The organism is Leclercia sp. LTM14 (assembly GCF_023736175.1).
GTDB classification, from domain to species: domain Bacteria; phylum Pseudomonadota; class Gammaproteobacteria; order Enterobacterales; family Enterobacteriaceae; genus Enterobacter; species Enterobacter barmai.
Genome location: NZ_JAIKTT010000017.1, coordinates 54,366 through 73,353 on the forward strand (window position 1 = coordinate 54,366; position 18,988 = coordinate 73,353).

16 protein-coding genes and 1 pseudogene are annotated in these 18,988 nt (G+C 56.1%); 4 read left to right on the plus strand and 13 right to left on the minus strand.

All coding sequences use genetic code 11. The annotated features are described in order from the left end of the window. Positions 1-238: 238 nt before the first annotated feature. The 12 genes and pseudogenes from wecG to trxA all read right to left on the minus strand — a co-directional run bounded on the left by wecG (position 239) and on the right by trxA (position 13,251). The gene (gene wecG / locus K5I40_RS23210; protein ID WP_223075753.1) at positions 239-979 is read right to left on the minus strand and encodes a lipopolysaccharide N-acetylmannosaminouronosyltransferase; all 741 of its coding nucleotides are present in this window, start codon (positions 977-979) and stop codon (positions 239-241) included. Positions 980-991: 12 nt separating this feature from the next. After that, complete coding sequence (gene wzyE, locus K5I40_RS23215) at positions 992-2,344, minus strand: ECA oligosaccharide polymerase (RefSeq protein WP_223075752.1); 1,353 nt, start codon at positions 2,342-2,344, stop codon at positions 992-994. Beyond that, a complete protein-coding gene (locus tag K5I40_RS23220) occupies positions 2,341-3,420 on the minus strand; it encodes a TDP-N-acetylfucosamine:lipid II N-acetylfucosaminyltransferase (RefSeq protein ID WP_223075751.1) in 1,080 nt (359 codons plus the stop codon). Before K5I40_RS23220 ends, wzyE begins: the two co-directional genes overlap by 4 nt. Then, positions 3,417-4,667, minus strand: a complete 1,251-nt coding sequence (gene wzxE, locus K5I40_RS23225; RefSeq protein ID WP_223075750.1) for a lipid III flippase WzxE — start codon at positions 4,665-4,667, stop codon at positions 3,417-3,419. The genes K5I40_RS23220 and wzxE overlap by 4 nt, the downstream gene beginning before the upstream one ends. Position 4,668: 1 nt before the next feature. Beyond that, positions 4,669-5,799 carry a dTDP-4-amino-4,6-dideoxygalactose transaminase gene (rffA, locus tag K5I40_RS23230; protein ID WP_139563820.1) on the minus strand — a complete coding sequence of 377 codons (1,131 nt, stop codon included), beginning with the start codon at positions 5,797-5,799 and terminating at the stop codon, positions 4,669-4,671. Positions 5,800-5,803: 4 nt separating this feature from the next. Next, positions 5,804-6,480, minus strand: a pseudogene (rffC, locus tag K5I40_RS23235) (dTDP-4-amino-4,6-dideoxy-D-galactose acyltransferase). Next, positions 6,477-7,739 carry a UDP-N-acetyl-D-mannosamine dehydrogenase gene (gene wecC / locus K5I40_RS23240; RefSeq protein ID WP_223075748.1) on the minus strand — a complete coding sequence of 421 codons (1,263 nt, stop codon included), beginning with the start codon at positions 7,737-7,739 and terminating at the stop codon, positions 6,477-6,479. Before wecC ends, rffC begins: the two are co-directional and overlap by 4 nt. Beyond that, positions 7,736-8,866 carry a non-hydrolyzing UDP-N-acetylglucosamine 2-epimerase gene (gene wecB / locus K5I40_RS23245; RefSeq protein ID WP_223075747.1) on the minus strand — a complete coding sequence of 377 codons (1,131 nt, stop codon included), beginning with the start codon at positions 8,864-8,866 and terminating at the stop codon, positions 7,736-7,738. The genes wecC and wecB overlap by 4 nt, the downstream gene beginning before the upstream one ends. A gap of 57 nt (positions 8,867-8,923) precedes the next feature. Continuing rightward, positions 8,924-9,970 (minus strand): ECA polysaccharide chain length modulation protein, encoded by a 1,047-nt coding sequence (wzzE, locus tag K5I40_RS23250; RefSeq protein ID WP_039031231.1) that lies wholly within the window; start codon positions 9,968-9,970, stop codon positions 8,924-8,926. Positions 9,971-9,982: 12 nt separating this feature from the next. Next, entirely contained in the window at positions 9,983-11,083 is a 1,101-nt protein-coding gene (gene wecA, locus K5I40_RS23255; RefSeq protein WP_223075746.1) for a UDP-N-acetylglucosamine--undecaprenyl-phosphate N-acetylglucosaminephosphotransferase, read from the minus strand. A 240-nt stretch (positions 11,084-11,323) separates the two neighbouring features. Next, positions 11,324-12,583 (minus strand): transcription termination factor Rho, encoded by a 1,260-nt coding sequence (gene rho / locus K5I40_RS23260; protein WP_001054528.1) that lies wholly within the window; start codon positions 12,581-12,583, stop codon positions 11,324-11,326. 338 nt (positions 12,584-12,921) lie between these two features. Then, positions 12,922-13,251, minus strand: coding sequence for a thioredoxin TrxA (gene trxA, locus K5I40_RS23265; RefSeq protein ID WP_223075745.1), 330 nt, complete (start codon positions 13,249-13,251; stop codon positions 12,922-12,924). 144 nt (positions 13,252-13,395) lie between these two features. Here trxA and rhlB point away from each other — a divergent pair, with 144 nt between their 5' ends. Both rhlB and gppA read left to right on the plus strand, forming a co-directional pair. Beyond that, positions 13,396-14,661: an ATP-dependent RNA helicase RhlB gene (rhlB, locus tag K5I40_RS23270; protein WP_039031233.1), complete on the plus strand. Its 1,266-nt coding sequence runs from the start codon at positions 13,396-13,398 to the stop codon at positions 14,659-14,661. Between the two features lie 5 nt (positions 14,662-14,666). Further along, positions 14,667-16,151: a guanosine-5'-triphosphate,3'-diphosphate diphosphatase gene (gene gppA / locus K5I40_RS23275; protein WP_223075744.1), complete on the plus strand. Its 1,485-nt coding sequence runs from the start codon at positions 14,667-14,669 to the stop codon at positions 16,149-16,151. Positions 16,152-16,194: 43 nt separating this feature from the next. Here the strand turns inward: gppA and rep are convergent, their stop codons facing one another. Continuing rightward, positions 16,195-18,216 carry a DNA helicase Rep gene (gene rep, locus K5I40_RS23280; RefSeq protein ID WP_138370986.1) on the minus strand — a complete coding sequence of 674 codons (2,022 nt, stop codon included), beginning with the start codon at positions 18,214-18,216 and terminating at the stop codon, positions 16,195-16,197. Positions 18,217-18,328: 112 nt separating this feature from the next. On the opposite strand from rep, the gene ppiC (K5I40_RS23285) reads away from it, so the two are divergent. Together ppiC (K5I40_RS23285) and ppiC (K5I40_RS23290) are read left to right on the plus strand one after the other, a co-directional pair. Beyond that, on the plus strand, positions 18,329-18,610 hold the full coding sequence (ppiC, locus tag K5I40_RS23285) for a peptidylprolyl isomerase PpiC (RefSeq protein WP_039031236.1): 282 nt from the start codon (positions 18,329-18,331) through the stop codon (positions 18,608-18,610). 49 nt (positions 18,611-18,659) lie between these two features. Next, a complete protein-coding gene (ppiC, locus tag K5I40_RS23290; protein ID WP_039031237.1) occupies positions 18,660-18,941 on the plus strand; it encodes a peptidylprolyl isomerase PpiC in 282 nt (93 codons plus the stop codon). The last annotated feature ends 47 nt before the right edge of the window (positions 18,942-18,988 follow it).

The window sequence follows — 18,988 nt, forward strand, 5'->3', positions numbered from 1 at the left end:
GCCTTAGCCGGTTATTGTTATAGGTACAGATGCGCTATCACAGGCTGTGCGTAATGGACCGTTTATGTTAACGGTTGATGCAAAAACAGCCTGGTACGGTAGTGACGGGGGGGAATGGTTTCTTAAATTTTGTGAAATGGCAAACGATGCGTTAAAAAAATGAATGTATTGCACATAAAAGCAGCATGTTTGCAGGTGAGTTGCAGCGCGAACAGCATATCGCGCTGCTAATAAGATATTAAAGCCGTCCTGAGTAGTGCCAGCCGAGATAACGCAGCAGACGTAGCTGGCGGGTGATGCGGCTGGGCTGGGATAACAAACGATACAGCCACTCCAGCCCCAGGTTCTGCCACACTTTTGGCGCACGCTTCACATGGCCGGTAAAGACATCATAGGTGCCGCCCACGCCCATATAGAGCGCGTCCGGGTAGACCAGGCGGCAGTCGCGCATCAGGATCTCCTGGCGCGGAGACCCCATGGCGACGGTGATAATCTTCGCTCCGCTGTCACGAATGCGGGCAAACAGCGCCTGCTGATCGTCCGCGCTGAAATAACCGTCCTGGCTACCAACAATATTCACCTGCCACTGCGCACGCAGCTTCTGCTCGGTTTGCGCCAGCACCTCAGGCTTGCCGCCAACGAGAAACACCGGCGTACCGTCTGCCCCCGCCCGCGCCATCAGCGCTTCCCAGAGATCGGCACCTGCCACGCGGGAGATATTGGCAGACGGGTATTTCTTACGCACGGAGCGAACCACGCTGATCCCGTCAGCGTATTTAAACTCGGCCGCTTCGATGAGATCCCGCACCTGGGCGTTATCCTCAATGGTAAGCATTTTTTCTGCATTGATGGCCACCAGCGTGCCGGTTTTGATCCCATCCCCGGCGCACAGATAGTCCAGCGCATGCTGCATATCACGCCAGCCGATCAGCTTCAGCCCCCGCAGGTCATACTGCGGTGCAGAGGTATTGTCAGTCATTATTATCCTTACTCAGACTCGCGAAAGCGCCCTGCCGCCAGCCGGTTCGCGCTTATGCACTAACCCGGCGCTGTCGAGCAGCCAGTACAGCAGCTTCGCCAGCAGCAGACAGGCGCCAAAAACCACCATGAAAAAGACCACGCGGGAGACGAACGAATCCAGTCCTTCTCGCGCCAGCACGATCATATTGAAAATGGCACCGAAACAGAAACTATGCAAAATTGCTGCCTTGTAGCGGTTGGTCTCCTGATTGCCCAGGGTATAGAGCCAGTCGAACCACTTGATAATCAGCCCCACGGCAATGGCGCCCGGCAGGATAAACCAGCCGCCGCCCATTACCACCAGCGAGCCGATCAGCGTCGGTGAAATCGCCAGCCCGGAGTGGTTGTTCAGCACTTCCCAGGTAAAGTAGTTCGCGGTGTTCAGCACCACGCCGGGCCTGTCCGGCCACAGCCAGGTGGGGATAAAGACATAAAAATCGCGGACAATGGGCGCCAGCCCCTGGAAATCGATTTTGTCGTAGTTCTGCAGCAGCAGGGCCAGGTTTTCCCACGGCGAGAAGGTGTCGCGGGTGAGGTAGAGGAAGGTGTAAAACGCCTCGTCGCCGCTGACGTCCATGCCATACCGCTTCAGCGCCAGCCAGAACATCCCCACGATCCCCATCACGCCCGCCGCAGCCAGCATCCACAGCGAGATCCAGCCGCGAATGATGCCGATAAACAGGAAGATGGCGAAGGCGATAATGATGTTCGCGCGCGTGCCGCCGACAATCATGTAGGTCAGCAGGCCAAACGCCACGGTGCTGACCAGGAAGAACAGCCACGCCCGGGCATCCTGACGCAGAAAATAGACCACCAGCATCGCCGGAATGAAGAAATAGAAGAAGCGCTTGAGCGCCACGCCGGAGACTTCGCTGGAGAAGATCTGGCTGTAAGAGTGCAGCTTAAACAGCAAAAAGCCGTTGTGCATGAAGAAGATACCGACGGTGACAAGCGCAATCCCCATCAGCATCATCCAGGTCAGGTGCGTCTCGACCCGATTCATCGTGAACAGTGGTCGTCGCGATACGTTGCTGCTGGCCGGTTTTAGCCGCGTCTTATAGGCGACGTAATAGACCCCATAGAAGCAGGTGGCCGACAGCAGCGCCTGCATCAGGATCTCCGGCGGGACAACGGCCACATCGAAGCGGAAGACCAGAATGCTGGTCAGCGGGAAGCCGAAGTAAAAGGTCAACAGAAACAGCAGCGAGAAGAAGACGTTAAAGTTGAAGCGCACCCGGCGGAACTCGAACCACGTCAGGGTGGCGATAAACAAGGTGCTCAGAAGCCAGATGACCAGCAGGCCGCTAAATTGCAACTGGCTCATGCATTCTCTCCTGAGGCGATCCGCAGCGCCTGATGCCACGGCGTGAGGTAGTTCGGGCTGAAGAAGTCGATGGCGTTTTTATCCACCTGCGCCAGCTGTCGCTGAGCTTCACGCACCACTTCTTCGCTCAGGTCATCCGTGGTGAACAGCACCGGAATGTGCTGCTCAGCCATATCCTGCCAGAACGGGTTTTCGCGATTAAGCACGCAGGGTACGCCCGCCTGGATCAGCAGACACAGCGTGCCAATCCCCTGCTGGCGCGCAAAGATGAAATAGCCCAGATCGCACTGGCGCAGCAGCGCCAGGTAGTCGTCAAAGGCCAGCTTATCGCTGAGGATCTGCAGGTTGTCAGGGCTGAACAGCGCCAGCCCGCTCTGACGGACTTCATCGATGTACGCCGCATTATTAGCAGGATAGCCCATCGGCACGATCACGTTGACCGTATCGCCAAATTGCTGATGTACCGCCTTCAGAGCCGCAACGTGCTCGTTGCTGCGATCCCCGGAGTTGCCCACCAGAATCGTCAGCTTGCCCTCGCGTTTCACGTCACTGGCTAAACCGTTCAGCGCCGGGTCCATGCGGGTCGGGAAATAGAGCAGCTCGCCGCGCACGTTCGGATGCTGTTTCGCGAAGTAGTTCAGATCGCCGCGGGTGGCAAAAATACAACCCACCCGGCCCTGCGCCATGCGCCGCAGCGGGTAGAAGAGACGGAATTTCCAGCCCCGGGAGACTTCATACAGATCCGCGCCCCAGATATGCCAGTAAAACTGCGCGGGCTTGATCCCGCCGTTCAGCAATGCCAGCCACAGGCCGGTATTAAACTGCCCGTGGAAAAAGAAGCGCTGCTGACGATTCGCTTTGGCTTTGGCGATCACCGCTTTTGCAAGCGAGGCTTTGTCCGGCCAGAAGGTCAGCTGCAGTGCCGGGCAGGCGGCGCCAAGGCCGGTGTCCTTGCCCACCACCATAAATTCGCGCGCCAGCGCGCTGCCGGGTGCCAGTTCATCGTTGAAGAACCGCAGTACGGTCTGGTTATGATGTGGGATATCCGATCCCAGGACGTGAATCAGTGCAGTCATGCGCGTTTATGCCAAAGTAAAAAGACGCCGCAACAGGCAGCAAAATAGACAATGTAGGTGGCCATGTAGGCCTGAGCCGCCCCCAGCGCGCCGTGCGCTGGGATCAGCCAGTGCGAGAATGCGGTGAGCAACGCAAACTGGCTGATTTCCGCCAGGATATAGAGCCGCAGCGACGCTTTGGCGATCACCAGATAGCCAAAGACGTAAGCGCCTACTTTCAGCACGTCCCCCACCAGCTGCCAGGCGAACAGATCGCGCATCGCGGTAAATTTGTCAGAGAACAGCATCCAGATGGCGACATCGCGCAGCAACCAGACGGTAAAACTGGCCACCGCGACCGCCGGTAATACGAAGCGCAGCGAGCGGAGAATTTCGCGGGTGATCTCCTGCCGCGCCGTCAGGCGAGACAGGGTTGGCAGCAGGTAGACGCTAAAGGAGGCGGTAATAAACTGCAGGTAGGCATCGGAGATACTGCTGACCCCCTGCCAGATCCCCACTTCGTCCCAGCTGTAGTGCGCCGCCAGCAGGTTTCGCATCATCACATAGGCCACCGGCAGGGTGACGGAGGTGATGAGCGCCATCAGGGTAAATTTGCCCAGCTGGCCCGCGAGGATGTTGTCCCATTTGGGCTTGAGATAGTGCAGCGGAATGGTGCCCCTGCGCATCAGCATAAAGGCCGCCGGAACAACCACCAGCGCTGGCACCAGCGCCAGCCCCAGCAGCGCGCCTTCGTAGCCGCCGAGCCGATAGCAGAAGTAATAGGCAATGACCCCTATCACGCTGCCGATAATCAGCGCCAGCGCATTGCCCGCGGCATCGCGAAAGCCCTTCATTAGCGCCAGCAGCAGGTTCGCCCAGGCGATGCCCATTTGAACCAGCGCCACCAGCCGCACCAGGCCCTGATAATTTGGATGACCAAACAGGCCCTGACTGATGGGCGCCGCCGCCAGTAAAAAGATGACCGCCAGCAGGGTGGAAAAGCCCAGTACCATCGCCGATGAGGTGCCGACAACCGTGCGCAGCTGCGCCGCATCGTCATGATACTGCGCGACGTACTTGGTCACGCCGTTGAAGATCCCCGCCCCGGCCAGTACGCCCAGTACGGTAACCAACTGGCGGAAGTTACCCGCCTGCCCGACACCGGAAGGACCAAAGGAGACGGCCAGCAGTTTTACGACCAGCAATCCCACGCCGATCTTGACGAGTGTGGACGCGGCGGTCCACACCGATGCTTTCGCCAGAGACATATCAGCCGAAATAACTCAGAAGGGTATTAATCACCGTGCGCTGGTTAACCGCAGCGAGGTTGTAGAACAGCGGTAAGCGGAGTAACCGCTCACTTTCTTTCGTGGTGAAGCGATCTTCACCCACGAACTCGCCAAAGGCTTCGCCCGCCGGGCTCGAGTGCAGCGGAATATAGTGGAACACCGCCAGGATCTCAGCCTCTTTCAGATACGCGATAAGAGCGCTGCGATCGTCGTTATCCCGCAGCTTGATGTAGAACATATGGGCGTTGTGCACGCAGTCCGCCGGGATGGTCGGCAGTTCGATACGGCCTTTGCGCGCCAGCGGGGCCAGGGCATCATGATAGGTCTGCCACAGGGCCAGGCGCTGCTGGTTGATGCGGTCTGCCGCCTCCAGCTGGGCCCACAGGTACGCCGCCTGCAGATCCGCCATCAGGTAGCTGGAGCCAATATCGCGCCAGGTGTACTTATCCACCTGCCCGCGGAAGAACTGGCTGCGGTTGGTGCCTTTCTCACGGATGATCTCTGCACGCTCCACCAGGGCACGATCGTTAATCAGCGTCGCCCCGCCTTCACCGCCCGCGGTGTAGTTTTTGGTTTCGTGGAAGCTGAAGCAGCCAATGTGCCCGATGGTGCCCAGCGCGCGGCCTTTGTAGGTGGACATCACCCCCTGGGCGGCGTCTTCCACCACGAACAGGTTGTGCTTTTTGGCAATCGCCATGATGGTGTCCATCTCACACGCCACACCGGCATAGTGAACCGGCACGATGGCGCGGGTTTTGTCGGTGATCGCCGCTTCAATCAGCGTCTCGTCGATGTTCATGGTATCCGGGCGGATATCCACAAAGACGATTTTTGCCCCGCGCAGCACGAAGGCGTTGGCGGTGGAGACGAAGGTATAGCTCGGCATGATCACTTCATCACCGGGACCCAGATCAAGCAGCAGCGCCGCCATCTCCAGCGACGCCGTGCAGGACGGGGTCAGCAGAACTTTAGGACTCTGGAAACGCTGCTCCATCCACTGCTGGCAACGACGTGTATAACCGCCATCGCCACAAAGTTTGCCGCTGCCCATCGCAGACTGCATGTAATCGAGTTCGGTGCCCACCACAGGAGGCGCATTAAATGGGATCATCTTGTCACCTGTATAGCCAGTAAGCGGTCGATTCGATGTTGCCGCCGCTTGCGATGTAACGTTTAAGCGCGGCGGTGTTGCCCATCTGGGTCGCCACCCGCAAAGTAGAAATCTGCTGTTGCTGCGCCCAGTGCAGCGCCGCCTGCATTAACTTTTCGCCCATGCCGCGCCCGGCCAGCAGGCCGATACGCGCCTCGTCGTCGCTGAGCTTACGCAGGGAGACAAAGCCCTCGATGGCACCATCCGGCGCACGGAACACGAGGCAAAGATGGTCGAAGGTGCCTTTTACCGCATTTTCGATCCACTGGGCATAGAAGCGGCCGCTGTCGTCCGGGGCGTACCAGGGCGCGCGAAAGCGGCTCCGGGCAAAGGCCTGCGCGGCCTGCTGGCGCAGCGCCGGAATATCCTGTTCGGTTGCGGGTACAGCACCCGGGCAGGCATGCTGCGTTACGGTAATGGCAAGATCGACTTCGCCTTCTACCAGCCTGAACCCCAGCTGCTGCAGCGCATCCAGCCAGTCGGCGCGGGTGGCCGGAATTTTGGCCTGCACCCGCTGCCAGGCGTCTAAACCGGAGGCCGCCAGCAACGGCGCATCATCAGAGAGGCGCACAATCGCCGTGGGGAGGGCAAAAACTCACTCTCCCACGCCAGCGGCTGTAATTCGCCGAAGAGCTGGCTCAACGCCAGACACCTTTGGTATCAACGATATAATCCTGACGCACAGCCTCGCCCTTGATGGCTTTAAACTCGCTGTGATCCACCAGCAGCACCAGCACATCGGCGGTGGCCAGCGCATCATCAACGCTTACCAGGGTGCAGTGGCCAGCCAGTTTTTTTGGCAGCTCGTGGATATTGGGTTCAACCACCTGGGTTTCGCCGCTGTGCCACTGGGCAATCATTTCGGCAATTTCCATCGCCGGGCTTTCACGCAGATCGTCAATGTTCGGCTTAAAGGCCAGACCGAAACAGGCGATGGTCACTTCACTGGCCCGCTTGCCGCTCTGGGTCAGGTAATCTGCCACCGTGGCTTTCACCTGATTCAGCACCCAGTGAGGTTTGCTGTCGTTTACTTCGCGGGCGGTACGGATAAGACGCGCCTGCTGCGGGTTCTGCGCCACGATAAACCACGGGTCGACCGCGATACAGTGACCGCCCACGCCCGGTCCCGGTTGCAGGATATTGACGCGCGGATGGCGGTTCGCGAGGCGAATCAGTTCCCAGACGTTAATCCCCTGATCGGCACAGATGAGCGACAGTTCATTGGCAAACGCGATGTTGACGTCGCGGAAGCTGTTTTCGGTCAGTTTGCACATCTCGGCGGTGCGGGAGTTGGTTACCACACACTCGCCTTCCAGGAAGATGTTGTACAGCTCGCTGGCGCGGGCGGAACAGACCGGGGTCATGCCGCCAATCACGCGATCGTTTTTAATCAGCTCAACCATCACCTGCCCCGGCAGCACGCGCTCCGGACAGTAGGCGACGTTGATATCGGCCTGCTCACCCGCCTGCTGCGGGAAGGTCAGGTCCGGGCGGGCCTCCGCCAGCCACTCGGCCATCTGCTCGGTAGCGCCGACCGGCGAGGTGGACTCGAGGATCACCAGCGCGCCTTTCTTTAACACCGGGGCGATAGATTTCGCTGCCGCTTCGACATACACCATATCCGGCTCGTGATCGCCCTTAAACGGCGTCGGCACGGCGATCAGGTAGGCATCGGCGGCTACCGGCGTGGTGCTGGCCTTCAGGTATCCCCCTTCAACGGCCGTTTTTACTACCTTGTCGAGATCCGGCTCAACGATATGAATTTCACCCTTGTTGATAGTGGCAACCGCATGCTGGTTGATATCAACACCCACTACCTGTTTTTGACGGGAGGCAAATGCCGCCGCCGTTGGCAGCCCGATATAGCCAAGACCAATGACAGAAATGGTAGTAAAACTCATAGCGATACCCGATTGTGTTTGAGTGCGAACAAAATACGGTCACAGGCCTGGCCATCACCATACGGATTATGGGCCCGGCTCATGGCCTGATACTCTTCATTGTTGTGCAGCAGGCGCGTCACCTCTTCGACGATGGTTCGCGAATCGGTGCCCACCAGCCTTACCGTTCCCGCTTTAACCGCTTCAGGACGCTCGGTGGTTTCACGCATCACCAGCACCGGTTTCCCGAGTGAAGGGGCTTCTTCCTGAATACCGCCTGAATCCGTCAGGATCAGCCAGGCATGGTTCATCAGCCAGACGAACGGCAGATAGTCCTGCGGCTCAATAAGTATGACGTTTTTGACGTGCCCCAGGATGCGATTAACCGGCTCGCTGACGTTAGGGTTCAGATGCACGGGATAGACGATCTGGACATCTTCGTTCTGCGCGGCGATTTCGGCCAGCGCATGGCAGATTTGCTCAAAGCCCTGACCAAAGCTTTCCCGCCGGTGCCCGGTGACCAGAATCATCTTTTTACCGTTGGCGAGGAAGGGATACTGCTCGGCCAGGTGTCCGCGCAGTCTCTCGTTCGCCAGCACCCGGTCGCGCACCCAGATCAGCGCGTCGATCACCGTGTTGCCGGTGACAAAAATATGCTGGTCGTTGACGTTTTCACGCAGCAGGTTCTGCCGGGAATTCTCGGTTGGCGCAAAATGATACATCGCCAGATGGCCGGTCAGGGTCCGGTTGGCCTCTTCAGGCCACGGAGAGGAGAGATCCCCGGTACGTAAGCCGGCTTCGACATGACCCACCGGAATACGTTGATAGAACGCCGCCAGACTGGTGGCGATGGTGGTGGTGGTATCGCCATGCACCAGCACGACATCCGGTCTGAACGACTCCAGAATAGGCTTTAACCCTTCCAGAATACGGCAGGTGATTTCGGTTAATCCTTGCCCCGGCTTCATAATATTGAGGTCGTAGTCGGGAACAATGGAGAAGAGTTTAAGGACCTGATCCAGCATCTCCCGATGCTGCGCGGTAACGCAAACTTTCGCCTCAAAATAAGGGTCGTTTGCGAGCGCATGAACCAGAGGCGCCATCTTGATGGCTTCCGGCCTTGTACCAAAGACAGTGAGTACTTTCACATCGATTCTCTTCGATTAAGCGATGAAGGCCAGCAGCCTTCATCGTAGATGGCGTTCTTAAATTTTGCGACGACGGGTTAATGCCACGCCTGCGCCAATTAAAGCACCCACAATCCCCCACATAATCATCAGGAATGCGCGACGTGGACTATCGCGTTTTACAGGTTCTTCAGGTGTACGCAAATAACGATAGGTCTGAAAACGTGGGTCCAGTGTCGGACCGACGTTGAGGGTCGTGAGCATGGCGCGGTTCTGATCGTAATCGAGGTCAAAATCTGGCCCTACGGCCTGCAGATTTTCCAGGCGCGCCTGGAGCATAGGACGGCCCAGCAGGAACATTTCAGAATCTGGCAGTTCATCGGCAGGCACGTCGGTTTCGCTGCGGGAGATATTGCTCTTTTCGGCAATCTTCAGCGCCTGCTCGATGTTATGCACCCGACGATTAAAGATAGCTTTCGCCACCTCTTCCTGACGTTTGACCTGGGCTTTCGTCTGTACGGTACGCGCCGACCAGGCACCTTTCAGCTCATCATTAAGATGGCTTGCCGCACGCTGGCTGGCGAAAGCAACGTACTGACGCAGCAGGTTATTCGCATCCGGCGCGGTTTCAGCGATCAGCTTGACGCTATCGTTGATGTTACGCAGCGGGTCGCCCGCCATAAACTGAATGTTGTTGATCAGTTCATCCAGCAGGGCCGCATCCGCTTTGCTGTTGCCGACCATCCGCTGTTTGAAATAGTCGGTCTGGTTCCAGAAATCGCGGCGCGTATCCCAGGAGGCGAGCTGCATAACGAACTCTTTGTAGGACTCATCCATCACCGAAGGCTGGTCAGCGGAGGCCGGATTTGCTTTTACATCCAGGTTACGCAGAAACTGTTGCTGAGAGTAGAAGCCTCCGAGCATGTTCACCGTAGGACGGTCGGTAATTGCCGTCGCGCTCCACTCTTGTCTGGCGAAAAAGGTATAAGCCAGGGCGATAAGTGCAAAGCCCAGCGCAATACCTGCAATCCAAAACTTGCCCGCCCATAACACGCGGAACAAGCCACGAACATCCAGCTCATTCTCAGTTACCACTGATTTTGCTCCCGCCAACGGTTGAGTCATTACAGTCCCGATTTACTTAGTTAAAGTTGGGTTATTACCCTTTCTACGCATACGGCGTTTTACACGTTTGATAAAGCGCGCCACTTTCCATGCACGTTTAATACAGTAGCCGTACAGGAAAAATGCAAGCAAGAATAATACCAACATTACCCATTCAGGAATGAAATGCGCATATTCTGCGGCAACGCCAATCCCGGCTAGCAGCGCAGCGGCCAGCGTAATGAGGACAAATGCCTGACGTGAGGTGAAACCCGCGCGCATAATAAGATGGTGAATATGCTGGCGGTCCGGGGAGAACGGGCTCATCCCTTTGCGCAGACGGCGGTACATAATCGCCACCATATCCATCAGCGGAATGGCAATAATCCACAGAGCCGTCACCGGACTGATGGGATGGGTATTACCCTGGGTGGTTTCCAGCAGGATCCAGATAACGGTAAAACCAATCAGCGTACTTCCGGCATCGCCCATAAAGACCTTGTAGCGACGCCCCAGCACACCGAGGTTAAGACAGATATAAGGCAGAATGGCGGCGATCATCGCGAAACACCACATCGACAGGCTGTACTGGCCGTCGAACCACAGGATGATACCGATAGCCGCGAACGAGACGCTTGAGAGTCCGCCGAGCAGGCCGTCGATGCCGTCCACCATGTTAAAGGCGTTAATCGCCGCCCACACGGCAAACAGCGTCAGGAAGTAGCCGAATGGCCCCAGTACCATCTCCCAGGTGCCAAAGATGTAGCCGAGGCTGCTGAGGTACAGCTTCCCCACCACCATCATAATGACGCCAATAGCCGCCTGAACCGCGGCACGGAATTTGACGCTGATGTCGTATCGGTCGTCCAGCGCCCCGACCAGCACCAGCACACCGGCACAGGCCAGATAGAGGGCCGCATGAGGGATATAATAATCCGCAATGCTGAAGGTGAAGCAGATACCCGCGTAAACAGAGATCCCACCAACCAGCGGAATCAAGCCTTGATGGCGTTTACGATAATTGGGCTTATCCACCAGTCCTACTCTCTTCGCCACCTTACGGGCGAGGAATAAAAAGCAGGTGGTGAAAAGAAAAATACTGATTAGCTCAGTCACCGCAGTGAGTAGATTCACAATGGATGCTCTCAACAAATGTTAATCCCGGAAGTATAACCTTGAAGGCTCAGCTCCAGAAGGAAAAAGCAGGCCTCACCCAAGTCCCTTTGTTTATTTTTCAGACAATTACTTTTCTGCTTTGACGAACATTCCGATTTTCGTCCCCGGCAGTATAATTTGACAGCTTACGTTTACAGCGTATAAGTCATAAAAGAAAAACGCCACGTAAAAACGTGGCGTTTCGGCGCTTTATTTACTTTACGAGCGTTTCATCATATCGAAGAAATCATCGTTAGTTTTGGTCATCGCCAGCTTGTTAATGAGGAACTCCATAGCGTCGATTTCACCCATTGGATGGATAATTTTGCGCAGGATCCACATTTTCTGCAGCTCTTCCTGAGTGGTGAGCAGCTCTTCTTTACGGGTACCGGAACGGTTGTAATCGATAGCCGGGAAGACGCGTTTTTCAGCGATTTTACGGGAGAGGTGCAGTTCCATGTTGCCTGTACCTTTAAACTCTTCGTAAATAACTTCATCCATCTTCGAACCGGTGTCGATCAGCGCAGTTGCGATGATGGTCAGGCTACCGCCCTCTTCCACGTTACGCGCAGCACCGAAGAAACGCTTCGGACGATGCAGGGCGTTGGCATCCACACCACCGGTCAGTACTTTACCGGAAGCCGGGACCACGGTGTTGTAGGCACGCGCCAGACGGGTAATGGAGTCGAGCAGGATAATAACGTCTTTTTTGTGCTCAACCAGACGCTTCGCCTTCTCGATAACCATTTCAGCAACCTGAACGTGGCGGGAAGCCGGTTCGTCAAAGGTAGACGCAACCACTTCACCTTTCACCAGACGCTGCATCTCGGTAACTTCTTCCGGACGTTCGTCAATCAGCAGTACCATCAGCACGCAGTCTGGGTGGTTGTAAGCGATGCTCTGCGCGATGTTCTGCAGCAGCATGGTTTTACCTGCTTTTGGCGGCGCAACAATCAGACCACGCTGACCACGACCAATTGGAGATGCCAGATCCAGAACGCGAGCGGTTAAGTCTTCAGTAGAACCGTTACCACGCTCCATGCGCAGGCGAGAGTTCGCGTGCAGCGGCGTTAAGTTTTCAAACAGGATCTTATTGCGCGAGTTTTCGGGTTTGTCGTAGTTAACTTCGTTAACTTTCAACAGCGCAAAGTAGCGTTCACCCTCTTTAGGAGGACGAATCTTACCTGAAATGGTGTCACCAGTGCGGAGGTTGAAACGGCGGATTTGGCTGGGGGAAACGTAGATATCATCAGGACCGGCGAGGTAGGAGCTGTCTGCAGAGCGGAGGAAACCAAATCCGTCCTGCAATATCTCCAGCACACCGTCGCCAAAGATATCTTCGCCACTCTTTGCGTGCTGCTTCAGGATGGCAAAAATGATGTCCTGCTTGCGCATACGGGCCTGGTTTTCCAGTCCCATATTTTCGCCGAGAGTGATCAGCTCAGAAACCGGCGTATTCTTTAATTCGGTAAGATTCATAATGGTGTGGGTTCTTAAACTCGGGGTGATACTCGAACTTAATTTGTGAATGGTATGGCAGGATCATCCATGCCTGTTAACGGCCATCAACTCATGTCTGTTCGCTGTCTGGTCACAGGGAAAGCACAGAACTGAAACGACAAGACGGATTGAGTGACAAGCCCGGAATCTATCCACTTCACGCACTGTTTAAAAGGAAACAACGGGAAGTATCGGGTAAAACAAGATTCAAACAACAAGGTATGTTTAAAACGAAGTCATAGGTAACTTAGCACGACTCTAGTCGGGCGTCCAGAGATCCAAACAATTTAGAAACCCTGGACGCACAGACGAGAACCTTACGCCAGGTTGGCGTCCAGGAACTCTTTCAGCTGACCTTTGGACAGTGCGCCCACTTTGGTCGCTGCCACTTCACCGTTTTTAAACAGCAGCAGAGTCGGGATGCCGCGGATGCCATATTTTGGCGCGGTGCCCGGGTTCTGGTCGATGTTCAGTTTAGCCACGGTCAGTTTGCCCTGATATTCGTCGGCGATCTCATCCAGAATCGGGGCGATCATTTTGCAAGGACCACACCATTCAGCCCAGAAATCGACGAGGAACAGCCCGTCAGCTTTAAGTACGTCCGTGTCAAAACTGTCGTCAGTCAGGTGAATAATTTTATCGCTCATATATAACTCCACAGGAATAAGCCTGGTGCGTTGATCTCGCTTTCATCAACGACCTGTTGATGTAGCATTAACCAACTAAAGGTTGACTTTATTTCACCGGATACGCTTTCGTAAAGCAATAGATAGCTGATATTCTACCACACTATGAGCAAAACACATTTAACAGAACAGAAGTTTTCCGACTTCGCCCTGCACCCAAAAGTCATCGAAGCCCTTGAAAATAAAGGGTTTCATAACTGCACGCCCATTCAGGCTCTCGCCCTTCCGCTGACGCTGGCGGGCCGCGATGTTGCAGGGCAGGCGCAAACCGGTACCGGCAAAACGATGGCGTTTCTGACGTCAACGTTTCATTATTTACTTTCTCATCCGGCAATTGATGACCGCAAAGTTAACCAACCGCGCGCGCTGATTATGGCGCCGACGCGAGAACTGGCGGTACAGATCCATGCTGACGCAGAACCGCTGGCGCAGGCTACTGGCCTGAAGCTCGGCCTGGCCTACGGCGGCGACGGTTATGACAAACAGCTGAAAGTGCTGGAGAGCGGCGTCGATATCCTGATCGGCACCACTGGCCGTCTTATCGATTACGCGAAACAGAACCACATTAACCTTGGCGCTATCCAGGTTGTGGTACTGGACGAAGCCGATCGTATGTACGATCTGGGCTTTATCAAAGATATCCGCTGGCTGTTCCGCCGCATGCCTGCCGCTAACCAGCGTCTGAACATGCTGTTCTCGGCAACGCTGTCCTACCGCGTCCGTGAACTGGCGTTCGAACAGATGAACAACGCCGAATACGTTGAAGTGGAACCGGAACAGAAAACCGGCCACCGTATTAAAGAAGAGCTCTTCTACCCTTCTAACGAAGAGAAAATGCGTTTACTGCAAACGCTGATTGAAGAAGAGTGGCCAGATCGCGCGATCGTTTTCGCCAACACCAAACACCGTTGCGAAGATATCTGGGGCCACCTGGCTGCGGATGGACACCGCGTTGGTCTGTTGACCGGCGATGTCGCACAGAAAAAACGTCTGCGCATTCTTGAAGAGTTCACCCGTGGCGATCTGGATATTCTGGTTGCAACGGACGTCGCCGCACGTGGTCTGCACATCCCGGCGGTAACGCATGTCTTCAACTATGACCTGCCGGATGATTGCGAAGATTACGTTCACCGTATCGGTCGTACCGGTCGTGCGGGCGCCAGCGGTCACTCCATCAGCCTGGCCTGTGAAGAGTACGCGCTGAACCTGCCAGCGATTGAGACCTATATCGGGCACTCAATTCCGCAGAGCAAGTACAACCCGGAAGCGCTGTTAAGCGAACTTCCACCGCCGAAGCGCCTGACCCGCGCCCGTTCCGGCAATGGCCCGCGCCGTAACAGCGCACCGCGTAATCGTCGTCGTTCAGGCTAAATAATATGCTCCGGTCTACCTCGCTTTATGCAGCTATTGATTTAGGTTCAAATAGTTTTCATATGCTGGTTGTACGCGAGGTAGCGGGAAGTGTACAAACGCTGACGCGTATTAAGCGCAAGGTCCGCCTCGCGGCGGGCCTGAGTGCTGATAATCAGCTCTCGCCAGAGGCCATGGAGCGCGGCTGGCAATGCCTGCGCCTGTTTGCCGAACGTCTGCAGGATATCCCACCTCAGCAAATCCGCGTTGTCGCCACCGCAACCCTGCGTCTGGCGGTGAATGCCGGAGAGTTTATTGCTACCGCCCAGCAAATCCTCGGTTGCCCGATACAGGTGATCAGCGGTGAAGAAGAAGCCCGCCTGATTTATCAGGGTGTGGCGCATACCACGGGCGGTGATGAGCGTCGTCTGGTGGTGGATATCGGTGGCGCAAGCACTGAACTGGTTACCGGAAATGGCGCCCAGGCGACATCCCTTAACAGCTTATCCATGGGCTGCGTCACCTGGCTTGAACGCTACTTCACCGATCGCAATCTGGCTCAGGAAAACTTCGATGAGGCGGAAAAAGCCGCACGCGAAGTGCTGCGTCCGGTGGCGGATGAGCTGCGCTATCACGGCTGGAAAGTCTGCGTAGGTGCTTCCGGCACCGTTCAGGCGCTGCAGGAAATCATGATGGCGCAGGGGATGGATGAGCGCATCACGCTGGCGAAACTTCAGCAGTTAAAACAGCGCGCGATCCTCTGTGGCCGCCTGGAAGAGCTGGAAATTGAAGGCCTCACCCTTGAGCGCGCCCTGGTATTCCCCAGCGGACTGGCGATCCTGATTGCCATTTTCACCGAGCTGAACATTCAGTGCATGACGCTTGCGGGCGGCGCGCTGCGTGAAGGTCTTGTCTATGGCATGCTGCATCTGGCGGTCGACCAGGATATTCGCGACCACACCCTGCGCAACATTCAGCGTCGGTTCCTGGTTGATATCGCTCAGGCACACCGGGTCGCCAGTCTTGCCGACCATTTCCTCGATATGGTCGAAAATGAGTGGCATATTGAGCCGATCTGTCGCGAATTACTGATTAGCGCCTGTCAGCTGCATGAAATTGGCCTGAGCGTCGATTTCAAGCAGGCACCGCTGCACGCGGCGTATCTGGTTCGCAATCTCGATTTGCCGGGTTTTACCCCTGCGCAAAAGAAACTCCTGGCCACGCTGCTGTTAAACCAGACCAACCCTGTCGATCTCTCTTCGCTCCACCAGCAAAACGCGGTACCGCCACGCGTGGCGGAACATCTGTGCCGCCTGCTGCGTCTGGCGATCCTGTTTGCCAGCCGTCGCCGGGATGATTTACTGCCGGCCATCACGCTGATGGCGGAAGGTGAAACGCTGACGCTAACCCTGCCGGAAAACTGGCTGGATACGCACCCGCTGGGTGCCGAAATACTGGTACAGGAGTGTCAGTGGCAGAGCTACGTCCACTGGGTGCTTGAAGTCCACTAACCACCACTCTGCCCGGCAGCGCTACGCTTACCGGGCCTTCAGACTAACGATTTTTAGCCTTTTCCATCATCGCACGAATATTGGCGATACTGGCCTGCCCTTTGTGCATCCGCTCTTCGGCGGTAATCACTTTGCGCTCCTGCTCCCAGAGCACATCATCCTGAGGTAGCTCCAGCAGGAAGCGGCTCGGCTCCGGCCGTACCAGCTCACCATACTGACGCCGCTCCTTACACAGCGTAAAGGTCAGCTCTTTCTGCGCTCGCGTAATGCCCACGTAGGCCAGACGACGCTCTTCATCGACGTTGTCCTCGTCGATGCTGCTCTGATGCGGCAGTAAGCCCTCTTCCATCCCCACCAGATAGACGTACGGGAACTCCAGCCCCTTCGAGGCATGCAGGGTCATCAGCTGCACCTGATCCGCCTCTTCTTCACTTTCCCCGCGTTCCATCATATCGCGCAGGGTAAAGCGGGTGACGACCTGGGTCAGGGTCATCGGCTCGTCGATGTCTGAACCTTCCAGCATTTCGGTCATCCAGGTAAAGAGCTGGTTGACGTTCTTCATACGCATCTCGGCCGCTTTCGGGCTGGCGGAGGTCTCATACAGCCAGGATTCATAGTCGATGCCGCGGATCAAATCCCGCACCGCATTGATCGGTTCCCGCTCGCTCAGCTGCTGGATCTCGCGCAGCCAGTGGGTAAAACGGGTCAGCGATTCATAGCCGCGCCCGGTTAGCGTATGGCTCAGGCCCATATCAAAACTGGCCGTAAGCAGGCTTTTGTTGCGGGTCATCGCCCACTCGCCCAGTTTTTGCAGCGTCGCCGGGCCAATCTCACGCTTCGGCGTATTGACGATCCGCAAAAAGGCGCTGTCATCATCCGAATTGGTCAGCACCCGCAGGTAGGCGAGCAGATCTTTGATTTCCGGACGCGAGAAGAACGACGTCCCGCCAGAAATTTTGTACGGGATGCGGTTCTGCATCAGCATCTTTTCAAAGACGCGCGACTGGTGATTCCCGCGATAGAGAATGGCGTAGTCTTTATAGTTGGTTTTATTCACAAAGTGGTGAGCAATCAGTTCACCCGCGACGCGTTCGGCTTCGTGATCTTCGTTATTGGCGCTGAGCACCTTCAGCTCCGTGCCATACCCGAGTTCGGAGAACAGGCGTTTTTCAAACACATGCGGGTTATTGGCAATCAGGATGTTGGCCGCCTTCAGAATGCGCCCGGATGAACGGTAGTTCTGCTCCAGTTTAATTACCTGCAGCGCCGGGAAGTCTTTGCTGAGCAGGACCAGGTTTTGCGGACGTGCGCCGCGCCAGGAGTAGATCGACTGATCGTCGTCGCCCACCACGGTAAAACGCGCCCGCTGGCCCACCAGCAATTTCACCAGCTCGTACTGGCTGGTGTTGGTATCCTGATATTCATCCACCAGCAGATAGCGGATCTTGTTCTGCCAGCGCTCGCGCACCTCTACATTACTTTGCAGCAGCAGCGTAGGCAGCAGGATCAGGTCGTCGAAGTCGAGCACGTTACAGGCTTTGAGATGATCGTTATACAGGCTGTAGCAGTGGGCAAAGATCCGATCCCGCTCCCCTTTGGCGCTTGCCGCGGCCTGGGCCGGGTTCATCAGATCGTTTTTCCAGTTTGAGATCGTGGAGATCAGCTGCTGCAGCACCACTTTGTCGTCTTCGATCAGCCCTTCGGTCAGCTCCTTGAGCAGCGCCACCTGATCGGTATCGTCAAACAGCGAGAAGTTAGCTTTCATCCCCAACGCGGCGTATTCACGCTTAATGATATCCAGCCCCAGGGTATGGAAGGTGGAGATCATCAGGCCGCGCGCCTCTTTGCGCCCTAACGTCTGACCGACACGCTCTTTCATCTCGCGCGCCGCTTTGTTAGTAAAGGTCACCGCGGCGATATGGCGGGCCTGATAGCCGCAGCCGCGGATCAGGTGGGCGATTTTGTTGGTGATGACGCGGGTTTTACCGGAACCCGCCCCTGCCAGCACCAGGCATGGTCCAGTAACGAATTCGACCGCTTGTTGTTGTCCAGGGTTTAAACGCATGGGAATATTGCTCAATCTTCGAACGGGGTGGGGATTGTAGCAGAAAGCCGGGCGCAGATTTAACGGCTAATGATAAAGTGAAGAAAACGCGATTAACCCCGAGAGCAAAACCATGAAAAAGACCGCAGCCGCCCTGCACATTCTGGTAAAAGAAGAGAAGCTGGCGCAGGAGATCCTCACCAAACTGGAGCGCGGCATCAGCTTTGATCATCTGGCAAAGCGCTATTCTAAATGCCCGTCCGGGCGTAACGGCGGCGATTTAGGGGAATTTAAGCAGGGTGTGATGGTAGGGCCTTTCGATGAAGCGGTCTTTAGCTGTCCGCTCCTGAAGCCCTGCGGCCCGGTCAAAACCAAGTATGGCTACCACATCATTAAGGTGCTGTATCGCCGCTAACGCGTGGTATATTGCGCCCCGATTTAACTCAACCCTTCAAGGCACGATCATGGCAAAAACAGCAGCAGCACTGCATATTCTTGTTAAAGAAGAGAAACTGGCTCTGGATCTTCTGGAGCAGCTCAAAAACGGCGCCGACTTCGGCAAACTGGCAAAAAAACATTCTATTTGCCCGTCAGGCAAACGCGGCGGTGACTTAGGTGAATTCCGCCAGGGTCAGATGGTTCCGGCGTTCGACAAACTGGTGTTCTCCTGCCCTGAGCTGGAGCCTGTCGGCCCACTGCACACCCAGTTCGGTTACCACGTCGTCAAGGTTCTGTACCGGAAATAAAAAGCCGGGTGGCGGCTTCGCCTTACCCGGCCTACTTGATACGATTT